The 16,386-nt window shown below is 70.1% G+C and carries 13 protein-coding genes; 9 read left to right on the top strand and 4 right to left on the bottom strand.

Features of this window, described 5'->3' with window-relative positions:
* Positions 1 to 8: 8 nt before the first annotated feature.
* Positions 9 to 1,304 (bottom strand): alpha-L-fucosidase, encoded by a 1,296-nt coding sequence (locus tag ACGFNP_RS54025; protein ID WP_393331937.1) that lies wholly within the window; start codon positions 1,302 to 1,304, stop codon positions 9 to 11.
* Between the two features lie 175 nt (positions 1,305 to 1,479).
* On the opposite strand from ACGFNP_RS54025, the gene ACGFNP_RS54020 reads away from it, so the two are divergent.
* The 4 genes from ACGFNP_RS54020 to ACGFNP_RS54005 are packed head-to-tail and all read left to right on the top strand — an operon-like array spanning position 1,480 to position 6,876.
* Positions 1,480 to 3,225, top strand: coding sequence for a glycoside hydrolase family 97 catalytic domain-containing protein (locus ACGFNP_RS54020; protein ID WP_393331935.1), 1,746 nt, complete (start codon positions 1,480 to 1,482; stop codon positions 3,223 to 3,225).
* Positions 3,222 to 4,028 (top strand): hypothetical protein, encoded by an 807-nt coding sequence (locus ACGFNP_RS54015; RefSeq protein WP_393331930.1) that lies wholly within the window; start codon positions 3,222 to 3,224, stop codon positions 4,026 to 4,028. Before ACGFNP_RS54020 ends, ACGFNP_RS54015 begins: the two co-directional genes overlap by 4 nt.
* On the top strand, positions 4,025 to 5,233 hold the full coding sequence (locus ACGFNP_RS54010; RefSeq protein WP_358318495.1) for a hypothetical protein: 1,209 nt from the start codon (positions 4,025 to 4,027) through the stop codon (positions 5,231 to 5,233). Before ACGFNP_RS54015 ends, ACGFNP_RS54010 begins: the two co-directional genes overlap by 4 nt.
* A gap of 59 nt (positions 5,234 to 5,292) precedes the next feature.
* Positions 5,293 to 6,876 (top strand): hypothetical protein, encoded by a 1,584-nt coding sequence (locus ACGFNP_RS54005; protein WP_393331927.1) that lies wholly within the window; start codon positions 5,293 to 5,295, stop codon positions 6,874 to 6,876.
* On the opposite strand, the gene ACGFNP_RS54000 is transcribed toward ACGFNP_RS54005, so the two are convergent.
* A complete protein-coding gene (locus ACGFNP_RS54000; protein WP_393331924.1) occupies positions 6,859 to 7,638 on the bottom strand; it encodes a hypothetical protein in 780 nt (259 codons plus the stop codon). The genes ACGFNP_RS54005 and ACGFNP_RS54000 overlap by 18 nt on opposite strands.
* Positions 7,639 to 8,264: 626 nt before the next feature.
* Here ACGFNP_RS54000 and ACGFNP_RS53995 point away from each other — a divergent pair.
* Positions 8,265 to 8,636 (top strand): hypothetical protein, encoded by a 372-nt coding sequence (locus tag ACGFNP_RS53995; RefSeq protein ID WP_393331921.1) that lies wholly within the window; start codon positions 8,265 to 8,267, stop codon positions 8,634 to 8,636.
* Here ACGFNP_RS53995 and ACGFNP_RS53990 read toward each other — a convergent pair.
* A complete protein-coding gene (locus ACGFNP_RS53990) occupies positions 8,617 to 9,780 on the bottom strand; it encodes an ROK family transcriptional regulator (protein ID WP_358318498.1) in 1,164 nt (387 codons plus the stop codon). The genes ACGFNP_RS53995 and ACGFNP_RS53990 overlap by 20 nt on opposite strands.
* 71 nt (positions 9,781 to 9,851) lie before the next feature.
* Here ACGFNP_RS53990 and ACGFNP_RS53985 point away from each other — a divergent pair, with 71 nt between their 5' ends.
* A complete protein-coding gene (locus tag ACGFNP_RS53985) occupies positions 9,852 to 11,930 on the top strand; it encodes an alpha-galactosidase (RefSeq protein ID WP_393331917.1) in 2,079 nt (692 codons plus the stop codon).
* On the opposite strand, the gene ACGFNP_RS53980 is transcribed toward ACGFNP_RS53985, so the two are convergent.
* Positions 11,919 to 12,524 (bottom strand): TetR/AcrR family transcriptional regulator, encoded by a 606-nt coding sequence (locus ACGFNP_RS53980; RefSeq protein ID WP_393331914.1) that lies wholly within the window; start codon positions 12,522 to 12,524, stop codon positions 11,919 to 11,921. The two genes, ACGFNP_RS53985 and ACGFNP_RS53980, sit on opposite strands and share 12 nt — an antisense overlap.
* 101 nt (positions 12,525 to 12,625) lie before the next feature.
* Here ACGFNP_RS53980 and ACGFNP_RS53975 point away from each other — a divergent pair, with 101 nt between their 5' ends.
* From ACGFNP_RS53975 to ACGFNP_RS53965, 3 genes are all read left to right on the top strand, one after another.
* Positions 12,626 to 13,816, top strand: coding sequence for a cytochrome P450 (locus tag ACGFNP_RS53975; protein WP_358318501.1), 1,191 nt, complete (start codon positions 12,626 to 12,628; stop codon positions 13,814 to 13,816).
* A 7-nt stretch (positions 13,817 to 13,823) separates the two neighbouring features.
* Entirely contained in the window at positions 13,824 to 14,015 is a 192-nt protein-coding gene (locus tag ACGFNP_RS53970) for a ferredoxin (protein WP_214638051.1), read from the top strand.
* Positions 14,016 to 14,946: 931 nt separating this feature from the next.
* Positions 14,947 to 15,393: an SAV_6107 family HEPN domain-containing protein gene (locus ACGFNP_RS53965; RefSeq protein WP_214637724.1), complete on the top strand. Its 447-nt coding sequence runs from the start codon at positions 14,947 to 14,949 to the stop codon at positions 15,391 to 15,393.
* Positions 15,394 to 16,386 lie beyond the last annotated feature (993 nt).

Below are 16,386 nucleotides of genomic sequence, written 5' to 3'. Positions count from 1 at the left end.
TGGGCCTTTCACAGGAAGAGCTCGATCACCGGCACGGCCACGTCCGGGCGCTGGACCGGGAGTTGGAGGGTGAGGGTCTCAGGCGGCAGCGTCCCCAGTTGGGAGTTGCCGCTGTCGACGGCCGGGTCGGGGACCAGCGTGCGGATCTCCGAGGCGTCGTTGAGCAGCTGCGCGTAGCGGACCTTGCCCGCCAGCCCCGGCAGGTGCAGATGCCGGTACGGCCAGGCGAGCAGGTGCACGTAGAGCCGGTCGCCACGCTGCGTGTAACGGCAGTCCGGCGGCGCCTCGAAGGTGCTCGGGCCCGCGCCGTAGATGGAGCGGCCGTGCAGCCGCATCCAGTCCCCGATGCCCCGCAGCGTCTCCAGCGCCCGGGGGTCGAACGCGCCGCGCCCGTCGGGGCCGACGTTGAGCAGCAGGTTGCCGTTCTTGGAGACGCTGTCGACCAGCATGCGCACGAGCAGGTCGACCGACTTGTAGTCCAGGTTGTCGCGGTCGTAGCCCCAGCTTCCGTTGAGCGTCTGGCACGCCTCCCACACCTCGGCGGGGGCCGCGGCGGGCTGGAACTGCTCCGGAGTGGTGAAGTCGCCGGGGATCTCCAGCCGATTGTTGATCATGATGTCCGGCTGGAGCCTCCTGACCAGCGCGGCCAGTTCTTCCGAGCGCCAGTCGGCCGCGCCCTTCGCGCCCGGTGTGAGCTTCCCGTTGCGCCGCCGGTTGGTGTAGGAGAAGTCAAACCACATGGTGTCGATGCGGCCGTAGCGCGTCAGCAGCTCCTCGACCTGCCCATGCAGATAGGCCTGATATTTCGTGATGTCTCGGTCATTATTGGTCAGACCTTCACGCCATGCGGGATGCAGTCCGTCAATGGGAAAGTCAGGGTGATGCCAATCGAGCAGCGAGTGGTAGAAACCCACGCCGAGCCCTCGGCCGCGGAAGGCCTCGACTATCGGGCCGACCAGGTCCTTGCCGTGCGGCGTGCCCGCCACCGAGTAGTCGGTGAGCGCGGAGTCCCACAGGCAGAAGCCGTCGTGGTGCTTGGTCGTGAGCACCATGTACCGCATCCCCGCTCCGGCGGCGGCCTCGGCCCAGGCGTCCGGGTCGAACAGATCGGGATCGAAGTGCTCGAAGTAGGGCTGGTACTGCTCGTCCGTGAGCCCCTCGCGCTGCTTGACCCACTCGTGGCGAGCGGCGAGCGCGTACAGGCCCCAGTGGATGAACAAGCCGAAGCGTTGCTCCCTGAACTCGGCCAGCCGGGCAGGAGAGATCCGATGTGTTGATCCGTCGGCATCCGATGCGTGAGGCATGGCCGTACCGTAGACCTGGTAATTAACTTCGTCAAGAATTGAATTGCAAGCGCTTGCAACCTAGGCTCAGGCACGTTGTGAGGAGCTCAGCGGGGCCGGCGCGCGCCGCTCGTCCGAGCCGGCGCACCCGAGCGGGTTGCCGATGAGTCCTCCTATCTCTGTTCTGGAGGGCCCTGTGCCGAAGTGGACGCTCAGTGATGAAGACCTGGAAGTCGCGGTCGCGCTCTCGGCCGACGGCGAGCCGACCCTGGAGGTGCGGCGCGGCGGTCGCGTGGTGGTGCGGCCCTCCAGGCTGGGCCTGCGGGCCGCGCACGAGGACCTGAGCACGGGCCTGGCCTTCGACGGGCTGTCGTCCAGGCAGGTGACGGAGACCTATGACACGGTGACCGGCAAGCGGCGCGAGCACCGGTACACGGCCAGGGAGTGGACGCTGTCGTTCACCAAGGGCGCGCACCGGCTCGACCTGGAGGTGCGGATCGGCGGCCACGGCGTGGCATATCGGTACGTGGTTCCGTGGACCGGCCCAGTGACCGTAATTGACGAAATTTCGGAGTATGTGGTGCCGGGGGAGGCTCGGGCGGTGCTCCTGCCGTACGAGAACGGGCGCTGCGACTACGAGGAGATCCACCGGCACGGTCAGGTCGCCGACGCCGAGCCCATCCTGTACGGCTACCCGTCGCTCTTCCAGATCGGCGAGACCTGGCTGTTCGTCACCGAGTCGAACCTGGACAGCGGCTACGCCGGAACCCGGCTCCGCTTCGACGGCCACGCCTTCCGGCTCGACCTGCCCGACCCGTACGTGACGGCGGCCAGCCCGCTCGTCACGCCGTGGCGCACGATGATCATCGGCGAGCTGGACACGATCGTGGCCAGCGACCTGGTGACCAGCCTGGCCGCGCCTTCGGCGGTGGCCGACACCTCATGGATCCGGCCCGGCGCCGCGGCCTGGTCGTGGTGGTCCGACGGGCCGTCCACACGTGACCTGGAGGCGCAGAAGCGCTGGGTCGACTTCGCCGCCGAGCACGGCTGGCCGTACGTGCTGGCCGACGCCGGATGGAACAAGGAGTGGATGCCCGAGCTGATCGCCTACGCCGCGGCCAGGAACGTCGGCGTCTGGCTCTGGTCGCACTGGCAGCACGTCGACACCGAGCTGGAACACCGCGAGAAGCTCGCGCTCTGGAAGGAATGGGGCGCCGTCGGCGTCAAGATCGACTTCACCGAGTCCGACGGCCAGGACCGGATGCGCTGGTTCGACTCCATCCTGGCCGCCACCGCCCGGCTGAAGCTCATGGTCGTCTTCCACGGCGGCACGATCCCGCGCGGCACCGAGCGGACCTGGCCGCAGTTCATGACCGCGGAGGCGGTCAAGGGCGCCGAGTGGATCAAGCCGAAGCCCGGCAAGCTGCCGCTCTATCCGCCCGCGCACTACCTGTCGCTCGCGTTCACCCGCAACGTGCAGGGCCCGATGGACTTCACCCCGTGCACGTTCACCGCGGTCCGCACCATCTCCGCCGGATTCGAGCTCGCGCTGTCGGTGATCTTCGAATCGGGCGTCCAGCACTTCGCCGACAGCATCGAGTCCTACCGGGCCAGGCCCGAGGCGTTGCGGCTGCTCTCCGGCGTCCCCACCGCATGGGACGACACGCGGCTGCTCTCCGGCGACCCCGCCGACCACATCCTGCTGGCCAGGAGGAGCGGCGACGAATGGTACGTCGGTGCGGGCGTGTCGGGCGAGGCCCGCACGCTCACCGTGCCGCTCGACTTCCTGGACGCGGGGGAGTGGGCGGCCGAGATCTACCGGGACGCCCCCGATGACGGCATCCTCGCCGAGACGGCGACCGTCTCCGCCGGGGGCAAGCTCGACCTCGCCGTATCCCCCAACGGCGGGTTCACCCTCCATCTGAGGAGACAGACCTCATGATCAAGCGCCTGAGCGGCACCCTCGCCGCCCTCACCCTCATCGCGTTACCCACCTCGCCCGCCTCGGCCACGGCGGCCGTCTGGACACAGCGCTGGAACCCGAGCCCGGCCAATCAGACGGTCGCGCAGGCCTTCGAGGGCATCGAGGACGACCGCTCCGACTCCCACTCCGGCGTCACCCACATCTACGTCTCCGGCGACGCCTACCGCTTCGACATGCACACCCAGGACCGCGACGGCGACGACCGGCAGCGCAACGAGGTCAAGGGCATGCGTACGAGCGGCAGCGCGTACATCAAGATCCTCAAGAACCAGGTCTGGCGCATCTCCTACCAGCTGTACATCCCGACCTCGCTCGACGCGACCAGCTCCTTCACTCACATCGCGCAGATGAAGGTGCCCGGCTCCGGCGCGCCCCTCTACACGATGTCGCTGCCCATCTCGGGCGGCACGCCGAAGATCAATGTCCGCTACTGGGACGAGGACGAGCAGACGCACGAGGTCGGCAACACGAACCTGACCCCGATCCAGGGCAAGTGGCTCGACACCACCTTCGAGTTCAAGGCCTCGGACACCGGTTACCTGCGCTGGACGCTCAAGGACGGTTCGACGACGCTGGTCGACAAACGCCTCGACAACACCGATCTCTGGCGCGCCGACACCGACTACCTCCGGCCCAAGTGGGGCATCTACCGCAGCATCAACAGCTCCGGTCTGCAGAACACGTACCTGCTGATCAGGAACCTGCGAGCCGAGCAGCAGACGGCCGCCGCGGCCGACACCGACGCGGCGGAGGGCCCGTGAAGCTCACTCGACTGGCGGGCGCGCTCGCCACACTCGCGCTGATCGCGACCGCCACCCCCGCCACCGCCGCGCCCACGCCGTCCCCGTCGGGTCGGCCGCGCTGGGAGCTCCGATGGGATCCGAGCGTCAGGAAGGACGGTGTCAAGGCGTTCGAGGCGCTGGAGGACGACCGGCGCGGCTCCCACCCCGAGGGCCAGCCGCACGTCTCCACGGACAGGGACGCCTGGAAGTTCACCGCCCACCTGGAGGACCGCGACGGCTCGGACCGCATGCGCAACGAGGTACGCGGCATGCGCGACCACGACGGCGCCCCGCTGGAGATCCGCAAGGACGAGACCTGGCGGATCAGCTACCGCATGTACATCCCGGACACCCTCGACGCGACCACCTCCTTCACCCATATCTGGCAGTTGAAGAACTCCGACGTCGGCACCCCGATCGCGCAGATCTCGCTGCCGGTCATCGGGGGAGTCCAGAAGATCGCGGCCCGCTACTGGACGCTCCCGGACAACGCCTCGCACGACTTCGCCACCGCCGACCTGGAGCCGATCCAGAACAAGTGGGTCACCACCACGCTGGAGTTCAAGTCGAGCGACGACGGCTACATGCGCTGGACGCTGGCGGACGGCAGCCGGACGATCGCCGACCAGAAGATCGAGCACATCGACCTGTGGTGGACCCAGGAGCAGTACAACCGCCCCAAGTGGGGCATCTACCGCAGCATCAAGAGCGCCGGGCTGCAGGAGACGTACCTGCTGGTCAAGGACCTCAAGGCGTGGCAGCTCGGCCCGGCGACGCCGCCGGTCAAGCTGCCGGCGCCGGACCGGAGCCCGGGTGCCTATGAGGCCGAGCGGGTGGGCAACGTCTGGGAGGGCGCGGCCGAGCCCGCCTACTGCGCGGTCTGCTCGGGCGGCCGGAAGGTGATCCTCATCGGCGGCAACGTCTACGACTACGCCGTGGTCAAGGGCGTGCTGTCGGAGACCACCGGCACCCGGCGGATGACCGTGCACGCGCTGGTGGACGGCGCGCAGACGTTCGCGGTCAGCGTCAACGGGGCCGACTCGATCCAGGTGCCGATGACCGGGACCAAGGACACGGTGACGACCACGACCGTTCCGGTGGACCTGGTGGCCGGGGTCAACACGATCCGGTTCTTCAGCCTCACGGCCAGGGGTCCCGAGCTCGACAAGATCGTCATCAGCTGAGCCCGTACGAACGGCCCGCGCCCTGCTCGGGTGCGGGCCGTACCCCCTGAGGAGAGGCCATGGCACACGATCTCAGCAGACGCGGATTACTCGTGGCCGGAGGCACGCTGGCGATCGCCGCGGCCGCCGGTGCCACGCCCGCGAGCGCCACCACGCTCTGGCAGTCCAAGCTCGTCTCGTACGACAGACGCGGGCGGCTGGCATACGCGCAGGACGCCGAAGGCAACCGCATCCCCGACTTCAGCCATGCCGGATACCGCAACGGCGAGCGGCCGATCCCGTACGCGCGGGTGGTCAAGGCCATCCGGCCGGTCGAGGGCGACAACACCGCGCACGTCCAGGCCGCCCTCGACGAGATCGCGGCGCTGCCCCGCGAGCGGCGCGGCGCGCTGCTCCTGCTGCCCGGCCTCTACTCGGTCGCCGGCACCCTGTACGTACGCGCCGACGGCATGGTCCTGCGGGGCGTCGGTGACGGCGAGGACCCGGCGGGCAACACGATCATCAAGGCCACCGGCAACAACCCCAAGGACCGCGACGTCATCGTGGTCGGCGGCACCGCGGCGGGCGGCTGGAAGGGGGAGGTGCCGGGCACCCGTACCGACATCACCACGGACTTCGTGCAGGTGGGCGCGCGCGAGTTCGAGGTGGCGAACGCCGGGTCGCTGCGGCCCGGCGACAACATCGTGATCCACCACCCGTGCTCGGAGGAGTGGCTCAAGGCCATCGACTACGGCGGCCACGACGTGGGCCCGGCGTGGCAGGTGGGCGAGCACCCGATCATCTACAACCGCTACATCCGCGAGATCTCCGGCAACAGACTGAAGATCGACGTGCCCGTGTACAACCACCTGAACCGGGCGCTGTCCCAGTCGTCGGTCTACAAGTGGGACCGGGCCGGACTCGTCACCCAGGCAGGCGTGGAGCGGTTGCGCGTGGACATCGAGTACCACGGCGATCCCGAGCAGGACGAGGACCACGCCTACAACGCGATCGTGCTGCTGCGTACCGAGGACTCGTGGGTGCGCGACTGCACGATGCTGCACTTCACCCAGTCCGGGGTGGCCACGCAGGAGACCACGCGCGCCACCGTCGAGAACTGCCGCGCCATCGACCCCGTCAGCATCGTCACCGGCAGCAGGCGCTACAACTTCAACACCTACGTGTACTCGCAGCAGGTGCTCTTCCGTGACTGCTACGCCTACAAGTCGCGGCACGCCTTCGTCTCCAACGGGCACAGCACGGTGTCGGGCGTGGTGTTCCTGCGCGGGACGGCCGAGTACGCGCTCAACTCCAGCGAAGGCCACCGCCGCTGGTCCCAGGGCCTGCTGTACGACGGTCACCGCGACATCGACCCGCACTACGACTACACGCTGGGCCTGTACAACCGGGGCCGCTACGGCACCTCGCACGGCTGGTCGGCGGCGCACTCGGTGGCCTGGCGGTGCGACGTGTCGACCAGCAGGCTCATCGTCCAGAAGCCCCCGACCGCCCAGAACTACGCGATCGGCTGCCTGGGCACGGTCACCGGAGACGGCCCCTTCCAGCAGCCCGCCGGGTACATCGAAGGCACCGGACAGCAGGGGCTCCTCCCGCCCTCGCTGTACGAGGCGCAGTTCCTCGACCGGCTACGGGGCGGCTTCTGAGCCCAGGTCGAGCCGGAGCAGCCCGCCCGTGGGCACCGTGATCGTGTGTATGCCAGGGGACAGTTCCAGCGTCAGGTCGTTCACCGTACGGCCCCGGCAGGTCTGGACCCTGGCGCGGGCCGTACCGGAGTGGCCCGCCTGGAGCAGCACGTCGGCCGAGTCGTCGGCGTTGGCCAGCCACAACGTGCCCGCCTCCGGGACCGCCACCGGCAGCGGTGCGTAGCGGGCCGTGATCACCGTGTCCGCCGAGCGGGCCGTCACCTGCGGGTAGACCAGGTCGGGCCGGGCCGGCTCGAACGCGCCGCGCTGCAGCACCTCGGCGTGCTCCTTGACGAAGCCCAGCCAGAACCGCAGCACCTCCAGCTGCGCCGGCGTCTGCGTGGTGAGGTCCACCGAGATCTGCGGCACCGCGAACAGCACGTTGACCAGCTGCGCCGCCACCCGCTCGGGAGTCTCCTCGGGGTGCCACATCAGCATGTCGGCGTGCACGGCCAGCGGCCCGGCGATCAGGCGCAGGTCCACGGTGCGCTGGCGGTTGTGCGCGGGGCTGAGCGGGCAGTCCGAGGCGCGGACCATCGTCGCGTACGGCCACAGCCCCGGGCTCACGTACGGCTGGCGGAGCTCCACCAGGCAGTCCGTGGGTAACAGGGCCAGCAGCCGCCGCACGCCCTCGTTGACCGTCGCGCAGTCGGCCTCGGGCCCCGGCTCGGGCGGGTCCTCCACGGCGAACTGGTCGATGAAGTCGATCTTCAGGCCGTCCATGCCCCCACTCCCGGACCGCCCGGGTCAGGTGGCCGGCGAGGAGCTCGCGGATGTACGGGTAGCGCGGGTCGACGATGACCGCGTTCATGTGCTCCTTGTAGGCCAGCGAGTACGGCTGTACGCGGTCCCAGAGCGCGGTGTGGCGGCCGACGAACGGCAGCGCGTACCAGAGCAGGTAGGCGAGCCCCGCCTGCTTGACCGCCGCCACGTGTCCAGAAATATCGGGAAAAGACGTGGCGGACGGCTCCCACTCGCCGACGTGGCCGTAGCCGCGCCCGCGGTCGTCGCTGTGCCAGCCGTCGTCCACGATGATCGCCTCGCAGCCCAGCTCGGCCGCCGGAGCGGCCTGCCGTTCGACGCCGGCGGCGTCGACGTGCTGCTGCATGGCGTACCAGGTCGAGTAGGCGGGCATCCGCGCCACCTCGGGAACGTCCGCCACCGAGCCCCGCCACCACGCGGCCACGTCCGCGAGCGTGCGGGCGAAGTGCCGTCCGGTGAGATCCAGCCGCAGCACCAGGCCGGTGCCGGGGTCGGCGTCGTGCTCGGCCCAGAAGCCGAAGTCGCCGGTCTCCTCCACCACCCCGGTGCGGAGGTGGACCGGCCGGATCACCTCGCCGACGGCGTAGGTGCACAGCGACACGTCCCCGGCGCCCACCAGGCACCCCACGGGAGCGTTCTTCTCCAGGGCGGCGACCCGTGGCTTGCGCCAGAACGGCGGCAGCCCTCGGTGCTCGCCGCCGTCGGGCGCCCAGAACGCGGTCGCGGCCACGCACGGCACCCGCCACGCCACGCGGACGGCCGCGGGCCGGTCCGGCGTGATCCGCACCTCGTGGACGCCCTCGGCGTCCTCGGTCACGGTCCAGGCGAGCTCGGCCGCGGCCGTCGCCGTCAGCTCCGTCCCGCCCGCGACGATGCGTACCTCGCGGGTCTCCGCCGGAGCCCGGTCGTGCGGCTGCCAGATCCCGGTCGCCGTGGTCATCAGCGCTCCTGGAGGGTGAAGAAGGTCTGGATGGCGACCGAGGCCGCGCCGCGCGCCCACTGCTCGAACGGCCGGGGGCGCAGGAAGATCCGGCAGTCCGCCGCCGCCCCGAACGCCTGGCTCGCGAACGACCGGCTGATCTGCTCCTCGAACAGGTCGTAGGCCGCCAGCCCCTGCACGTCGCCGGTCACGATGATGCGCTCGGGCCCGATCAGGTTCGCCATGGCGGCCATGGCCAGCCCGATCGCGTGCCCGGCCCTGGCGAACACCTCGCGCGCCGCCACGTCGCCCGCGTGCGCGGCGTCGATGGCCGCGTCGATGGTCAGCTCCGCGTCACCGAGGGCCTCGCGGACCGCGGTCACGATGGGCGCGGTCCCGGCGATCGCCTCGACGCAGCCGCGCCCTCCGCAGTGGCACTCGGGCGCCTCGCCGCCGACCGGGATGTGCCCGATCTCTCCGGCGACGCCGTGCGAACCGGCGACGATCCGGTCGTTCACCACCAGTCCGCAGCCGATCCCCACCCCCACCGTGACCAGGGCGAACGACGACGCGCCGATGCCCTCGCCGAACCACTGCTCGGCGACGGTGAGGGACTTGACGTCGTTCTCGACCGTGACCCGCAGGCCCGTCGCCGCGGCGGCCAGTTTGGCCAGCGGCACCTGCCGCCAGCCGAGGAAGGGGGAGTAGCGCACCATGCCGTGCGCCTTGTCGACGTCGCCCGACACGGCCAGGCCCAGCGCGTGACAGCGCTGCCGGTACGCCGGGTCGGCGGCGAGCAGCTCGGCCACGAGATCGGCCAGTGTGGCCACCACGCCCTCGGGCGAGGTCGCCGTCAGCGGGCGATGCGCGCCGACGAGCACCTGGGCGCGCAGGTCGGTGACGACGCCGATGAGCTCGTCGTCGGTGATCTTCACGCCGGCGAAGAACTCCCGGTCCGGCTTGATGGCCAACGGGCTGGCCGGGCGGCCCGCGCCGGGGCCCGGCCGGTCGGTGGCCTCCAGCTCTTCCAGATAGCCCGCCTCGATGAACGGGCGGGCCGCCTTGGTGACTGCGGCGGACGACAGCCCCGTCCGCCTGGCGATCTCGACCCGGGAGACCGGCCCCTGCGTCAGCACCATGGTGAACACGGTGGCCGCCGCGGGAGTGGTGAGCGGTGCAGGCATGATGGGCATCGTAACACTAATTAACTTCGTTAAGAATTGATTCGAAGGGCACGTCGATCTAGGCTCCGGACATGCCTTCGGTGACCTTCGACGCCGCCAGCCGTACGTACCTGCTGCGTACCTCCACCACCAGCTACGTCTTCGGCCTCGACGCCGAGGATACGCCCGTCCACCTGCACTGGGGGCCCGTTCTGACCCAGGAGCAGGCCGCCTCGCTGCCCCGGCCGGCGGCGCCCCGCGCGAGCAGCTTCGACGGCGTGGGACCGGCCGAGGAGCTCGGCACCGAGGCGGGTGCCCGCTTCGGCACGCCGTCGCTGCAGATCGCCTTCCCCGACGGTGCCCGGGGCGTCGACTGGCGTCATCTCGGTCACACGATCGACGAGGGACACCTGACAGTCCGCTTCCGGGACGCCGTCCAGCCGTTCGAGGTGGACCTGCACTACCGGGTGCGCGGCGACGTCCTGGAACGGTGGATCGGGCTGCGGTCCGAGGTGCCCGTGACGATCCTGCGTTGCGACTCCGCCGCGTGGAGCGTTCCGTCGCTGTCCGGCTACCGGCTCAGCCACGCCACCGGCGGGTGGAGCGCCGAGCATCAGCTGCGCCGTACCGACCTCACCGTGGGCGAGACGACGCTGACCAGCAGGCGCGGGGTGACCAGCCACCACGCCAACCCCTGGCTCGCCGTCGACGGCGGCGACGCCGGTGAGCGGCACGGCGAGGTGTGGAGCTGCGCGCTCGCCTGGAGCGGTAGCTGGCGCGTCACGGTCACCCGCACCCCCTCGGGGAGTACGGGGTGGACGGGCGGGTTCGGCCACGAGGGCCTCACCTGGCGGCTGGAGCCGGGGGAGGAGTGGGTCACGCCGGTGTTCGCCGGTGTCTACGCCCCTGACGGGTTCGGCGGGGCCAGCCGCCGCTGGCACGACCACGTCACCCAGAACGTGCTGCCCGAGCCGGACGAGCTGCGCCCGGTGGTCTACAACGCCTGGGAGGCCGTCGGGTTCGACGTGGCAGAGTCGAACCAGAAGGAGCTCGCCGTGCTCGCGGCCCGTGCCGGTGTGGAGCTGTTCGTCATGGACGACGCCTGGTTCGGCGGGCGCACCGGCGACAGCGCCGGACTGGGCGACTGGTGGCCGAACCCGGACCGCTTCCCCAACGGGCTAGCTCCGCTTATCGACGAGGTGCACGGCCTGGGCATGCGGTTCGGCCTGTGGGTCGAACCCGAGATGGTCAACCCCGACAGCGACCTCTACCGAGCGCACCCGGACTGGGTGCTGCACATGCCCGGCCGCCCGCGCACGCTGCTGCGCAACCAGCTCGTCCTCAACTTCGCCCGGCCCGACGTCGCGGACTGGGCGCACAAGTGGCTCCACCGGCTGGTCGGCGAGCACGGCGTCGACTTCCTGAAGTGGGACTTCAACCGGGCCTTCACCGAGGCGGGCCAGCCCGGCGCCGCCGACCAGGACCGGCTCTGGATCGACCACGTCAGAGCCGTCTACTCGATCATGGACCGGCTCCGCGCCGACCATCCGCACCTGCGCATCGAGGCGTGCGCGGGTGGCGGCGGCCGTACCGACCTGGGCATCCTCGCCCGTACCGACCAGGTGTGGACCTCCGACAACACCGACGCCCACGATCGCATCGCCATCCAGCACGGCTTCAGCCAGATCTACCCGGCCCGCGTGATGGCCGCCTGGGTCACCGACAGCCCGAACCCCCTCACCCGCCGGGTCACCCCGCTGAGCTTCCGCTTCCACGTCGCGATGGCCGGCGCGCTGGGCCTCGGCGGCGACCTGCTGAAGTGGACCCCCGCCGAGCTGGCCGAGGCCGCCGCGCTGGTCGGCCGCTACAAGGAGATCAGGCCCGTCGTCCAGCTCGGGCGACAGGACAGGCTCGAGTACGGCGTGCAGTACACCTACGGCGACCAGGTGGTCGTACTGGCCTGGCGGGGCCCTGTCGCGCACGGCACGCCGCTCGTGCCGCTCCGCCTGGCCGGGGTCGACCCGCTCGGCCGCTACCGCGACGAGGACACCGGGGCGCTGCACCACGGGGCCCTGCTCATGGCGCCGGGCCTGCTGCCGGACCTGCCCGCGGGTGACTACGCCAGCACGCTGATCCGCCTGCGCGCGCTCGGTCCTGGCTCATCCGATTGACGACAGGCCGCGCAGGGTGAGCTGGGCGGCGCGCATGGCCGCCTCCTGCGCCTGCTCCAGCGATCCGCCCCGGTTGATGCTGGAGATGACCGCGAGCTTGGTGGCGCCGATCAGCGCGCCCACGGCCGCCGCCGCGTCCACGTGGTCGAGCTCGTCGGGGAAGGCGTCCTCCAGCGCCCGCGCCAGCCGGAGCTGGCTGTCGAACAGCAGGTGCAGCGCCCGCGCCTGCAACGAGGGGACGGTCATCACGAGCCGCATCCGCAGGGGCACCTCCTCCACCGAGAAGCTCGGGTCGCCGGAGGTCCAGTCCACGCTCGCCCGTACGAGCCGCAGCAGCAGGTCCGCCAGGTGCTCGCCGGGCATCCTGGACGCGATCAGCTCCATGGCCAGCGCCATGCGCGACTCGCCGTCGTAGAACAGCACGTCCTCCTTGCTGGCGAAGTAGCTGAAGAACGTCCGCGTCGACACCTCGGCCTCGGCCGCGATCTCGGCCAGCGTGGTCTCCTCGAAGCCCTTCTCGTCGAACAGCCGGAGCGCGGCCTCGATCAGCGCCCGGCGCGTGCGCTGTTTCTTACGCTCCCGCAGTCCCACCATGTCGCGAACTTTACCGTCAATCTCCGTTTGTTGCATCCATTGAAATTTTGCAACGGATGAGGTTTTCTGGAGAGGTTGACGATGAGAAAGGGAACCGCAGCATGTCTGATCTGACCCTCACCACCACCCGCCAACGCCCCTTCGACCCGCCCGACGAAATCGCCGAGCTACGGCCAAAAGCGGCCCTCCACCGCATGACCTACGCCGACGGGCACCTCGGCTGGCTCGTGACCGGATACTCCGCCGCGCGCGCCGTGCTCGCCGACGCGCGCTTCAGCAACCGCCCCGAGCGCATGCACCCGCCGATCCCGGCCCGGATGGCGCTCGCCCAGGAGGGGGGCTTCCGCGTTCCGCCCGGGTTCTTCCTGCGGATGGACGCGCCCGAGCACACCCGCTACCGCAAACTCCTCACCGGCCAGTTCACCGTGCGCCGGATGAAGGAACTGGAGCCGAGGATCGCCGAGATCGCCGAGGCCTGCCTCGACGCCATGGAGTCCGCGGGCAAGCCGGTGGACCTGGTGCAGGAGTTCGCGCTGCCCATCCCGTCGCTGGTGATCTGCGAGCTGCTCGGCGTGCCGTACGAGGATCGGGCGCAGTTCCAGGAAGACACCAAGGTGCTCGTCAACCTGGAGGTCAAAGCTGAGGACGCCATCGGCGCGATGACCCGGATCTCCGCGTACCTCTACGGGCTGATCCAGCGCAAGCGCGCCAAGCCGACGGACGACCTGCTCAGCGGCCTCGTCGAGAGCGGCGAGCTGAACGACGAGGAGCTCACCGGCGTCGCGTTCCTGCTGCTGGTGGCAGGCCACGAGACCACCGCCAACATGCTCGGCCTCGGCACCTACGCGCTGCTCACCAACCCCGCCCAGCTCGCCGTCATGCGCGACGACCCGTCCGCGGTCGAGAATGGCGTCGAGGAACTGCTGCGCTACCTCACGATCATCCACCTCGGCCCGATCAGGAGCGCACTGACCGACGTCGAGATCGAGGGCCAGGTCATCAAGGCCGGCGAATCGGTCATGCTCCACCTGCCGGTGATCAACCGCGACCCGTCCCGCTTCCCGGACGGCGAACACCTCGACCTCGCCAGGCCCGCCACCGGCCACCTGACGTTCGGCCACGGCATCCACCAGTGCCTCGGCCAGCAACTGGCCCGGGCCGAGATGCGCATCGGCTACCCCGCGCTGCTGCGGCGCTTCCCCGGCCTACGCTTGGCTGTATCACCGGAGGAGGTGCCGATGCGCTCGGACATGAGCATCTATGGAGTGCACCGCCTCCCTGTCACCTGGTAGGTCAATGATGGAGATCAAGGCAGACACGACGGTGTGCATCGGTGCGGGCATGTGCGCGCTGACGGTGCCGGCGATATTCGACCAGAGCGAGGACGAGGGGACGGTGGTGGTCCTTGACTCCACCCCACCGGCCGAGCTGGAGGACGCCGTCCGCCGCGCCGTGACACTGTGCCCGTCCGGGGCCATCTCGGTGGTCTGATTCCACGCGTTTTTCACGATTTGCCGGCTATTACCGCGCCGACGGCGGGCTCTCTTTTGTCCTACGTTCTGACCGGACGCATTGCCTTACGATCCGGCCAGGCCGGGACACACCGCCGTCGACGCGGCTCCCTGACGCTTCACGCCACACTCCACGGCCTCTCCTGCCCTGGCACACACCCCCTGGGCTCTCGGGCCGTAGCTCCAGAGGCTCACACTCTCGGCCCTTGTGGCCCTTCGGCCGCGCGCCCCGAGCCCGTCTCTTCCACGCCCTCGCGCCCTCGCGCCCTCGGTCCCTGCGGCCCTTCTGCCCGCTTTCGGCCCCATGCGGCCTCTCGGCGGCGCGCCCCGACACGGCGGTTTCCCCAACGCGCGGCGGTTTCCCCACGCGCGGCGGTTTCCCTCCAGGGCGGGCCCCTCCCGAGCGGACCCCCACCCCCAGGCGGCCCCACCCCCAGGCGGCCCCTCCAGAGCGGACCCCCGGTAGCCCCGAGCCAGGCCTGCCCCTCCAGAGCGGACCCCCACCCCCAGGCGGCCCCGACCCAGGGCGGAGACCTCTCCCAGGGCGGATTCGCACGTCGAAGGGCATAGGCTCTTTCGTCCTCCAAGTTGATCGAATCTGTGTTCGTAGAACAGGTTGACACCGAGCGTGATCGAAATTATGTTCGACCTAGTGGCGTGAGGCTCGCGGCTCACGTCGTAGGACCTGGTCGCGGGCCGTTCGCTTCCCCCAAGCGAGACCCGCGATCAGGCTCCAGGGCGAAGGGCGTGTCCTCGTCGTCGGCGGAGACGAGTGGGCGCGTCCTGGCTGGACGGGGAGTGGGGAAGCTCCTCGTCCAGCCAGCCCGGCGGAATTGTCGGTGGGGTCTGCGAACGTTGACTCCACCGGCGGAGACGCCGGGAGCCGCCACGACTCCAAGGAGGCGCGCAAGATGGCACAACGGCTCGGCGATACGCAGGGGCCCCGGCTGTCGCCCGCAGTGCGGGCACACCTGACGGATTCACGTTCCTGCCTGGCGGAGGCGGCGACCGCTCGCACCCCGGCATCCCGATATGTGGCAGCACATCTGGCAGCTCTGCGAGCGGCGGCGGCGATCCTGGCCGCCCGTCCCCGCCCCATGGAAGGCCGCAGGCGCCGCCTGCGCAGCGCGTGGGAGCTGCTCCCAGAGGCGGAGCCCAGGCTCGCGGAGTGGGCCGCCTACTTCTCGGTGAGCGCCGCCAAGCGCGCCGCCGCCGAGGCCGGCATGGTCCGTGGCGTCAGCGCGGCCGACGCGGACGAGCTCCTGGCCGAGGCGGACACCTTCGTCGCCGTGGTGCAGGACATCCTGGGCGTCCCCGCTCAACCCCAACTCCCGGTCGAGGTCCCCCTGGCCGGCTGACCACACCGCTCGCGCCGCCGGCATCGGCGGTGAGTGGGCAGCCGGACGACTCCAACACGAGCGAACACGCCGACGCGGGCGAGGGATCCCCGAACACTCCGACCAAGTACGACCACGCCAAACCGGCAGAGCGATCCGTTCCAGGCGTGCGCGAATACACCGATGTACGCGAACGTCCCGAACGTGCATGATCACGCCAAGTCGGCAAGAAGGCAAGCGGGACGCTCCAAGCGTTCGCGAACCTATCGACGCACGCAAGGCCAAATCTCCCGAACGTGCATGACCATGACAAATCGGCAAAGGCGGAGCGATCCTTTCCAAGCATGCGCGAACATGCCGACGCCAAACCGACAGGAGACAAGCGGGACGCCTCAAGCGAGCGCGCTGACGCGGGCGGGGCCGATTCTGAACGTGGGTGACCCCGCTAAGGCGGGAATCGGGACTGGGGGCCTCAATCTGCAGGCGATCGACGTACGCGGATGCCCCTTTTGAGCGGGGACACGCTAGATGCGGCCACGCGGCGGCGAAGGCGAGCCCGTGTGTCCCGCCTTCGCCGCCGCGCCTAGCTGCTCGTCCTGCGCGGCCCGATCCGACCTACGTGTCCAGGCTCGCGCGCGTGCGAATACCCATGTGATCGACACGCGATGTCCGGACAGGTCTGCCCGCATGTCCTCGGTGGAGCGGCAGGGGGTCGTTCACATCGGATCGCACAGCGGCACGGTGCTGTAGTCCTCGCCGGCTACTGGGCGGATGTCCTGCCAGCGCACCCAGTGGGCCTGGCCCATGTGCTCGCTGCCGTCGTCGGTGTTCACCGTCTGCGGGGGCCAGAGCAGGAATCCCCACCGTTCTCCTTCCGCATCGCCCCACGCCAGCAGGTATCGCGCCTCACCGGTGCCGGTGGGTCGCGTCCTCGGAGCGGTGTAAAAGGCTCAACGAGGTAGGTGCCGCGGGTTGATCTTAGGCGGCGGCCGTTTCGGGTGTCGAGTCGGACGC

The sequence above is a fragment of the Nonomuraea sp. NPDC049269 genome (genome assembly GCF_043197155.1).
In the GTDB taxonomy this organism is placed as follows: domain Bacteria; phylum Actinomycetota; class Actinomycetes; order Streptosporangiales; family Streptosporangiaceae; genus Nonomuraea.
Note: the sequence above shows the minus strand (reverse complement) of the source record. Positions and strands in the feature narration are given on the sequence as shown.

What these genes read in the sequence shown, in the direction of transcription:
- ACGFNP_RS54025 (WP_393331937.1), bottom strand. Translation starts at nt 1,304, where the DNA reads ATGCCTCACGCATCGGATGCCGACGGATCAACACATCGGATCTCTCCT.
- ACGFNP_RS54015 (WP_393331930.1), top strand. Translation starts at nt 3,222, where the DNA reads ATGATCAAGCGCCTGAGCGGCACCCTCGCCGCCCTCACCCTCATCGCG.
- ACGFNP_RS54005 (WP_393331927.1), top strand. Translation starts at nt 5,293, where the DNA reads ATGGCACACGATCTCAGCAGACGCGGATTACTCGTGGCCGGAGGCACG.
- ACGFNP_RS54000 (WP_393331924.1), bottom strand. Translation starts at nt 7,638, where the DNA reads ATGGACGGCCTGAAGATCGACTTCATCGACCAGTTCGCCGTGGAGGAC.
- ACGFNP_RS53990 (WP_358318498.1), bottom strand. Translation starts at nt 9,780, where the DNA reads ATGCCTGCACCGCTCACCACTCCCGCGGCGGCCACCGTGTTCACCATG.
- ACGFNP_RS53985 (WP_393331917.1), top strand. Translation starts at nt 9,852, where the DNA reads ATGCCTTCGGTGACCTTCGACGCCGCCAGCCGTACGTACCTGCTGCGT.
- ACGFNP_RS53980 (WP_393331914.1), bottom strand. Translation starts at nt 12,524, where the DNA reads ATGGTGGGACTGCGGGAGCGTAAGAAACAGCGCACGCGCCGGGCGCTG.
- ACGFNP_RS53975 (WP_358318501.1), top strand. Translation starts at nt 12,626, where the DNA reads ATGTCTGATCTGACCCTCACCACCACCCGCCAACGCCCCTTCGACCCG.
- ACGFNP_RS53970 (WP_214638051.1), top strand. Translation starts at nt 13,824, where the DNA reads ATGGAGATCAAGGCAGACACGACGGTGTGCATCGGTGCGGGCATGTGC.
- ACGFNP_RS53965 (WP_214637724.1), top strand. Translation starts at nt 14,947, where the DNA reads ATGGCACAACGGCTCGGCGATACGCAGGGGCCCCGGCTGTCGCCCGCA.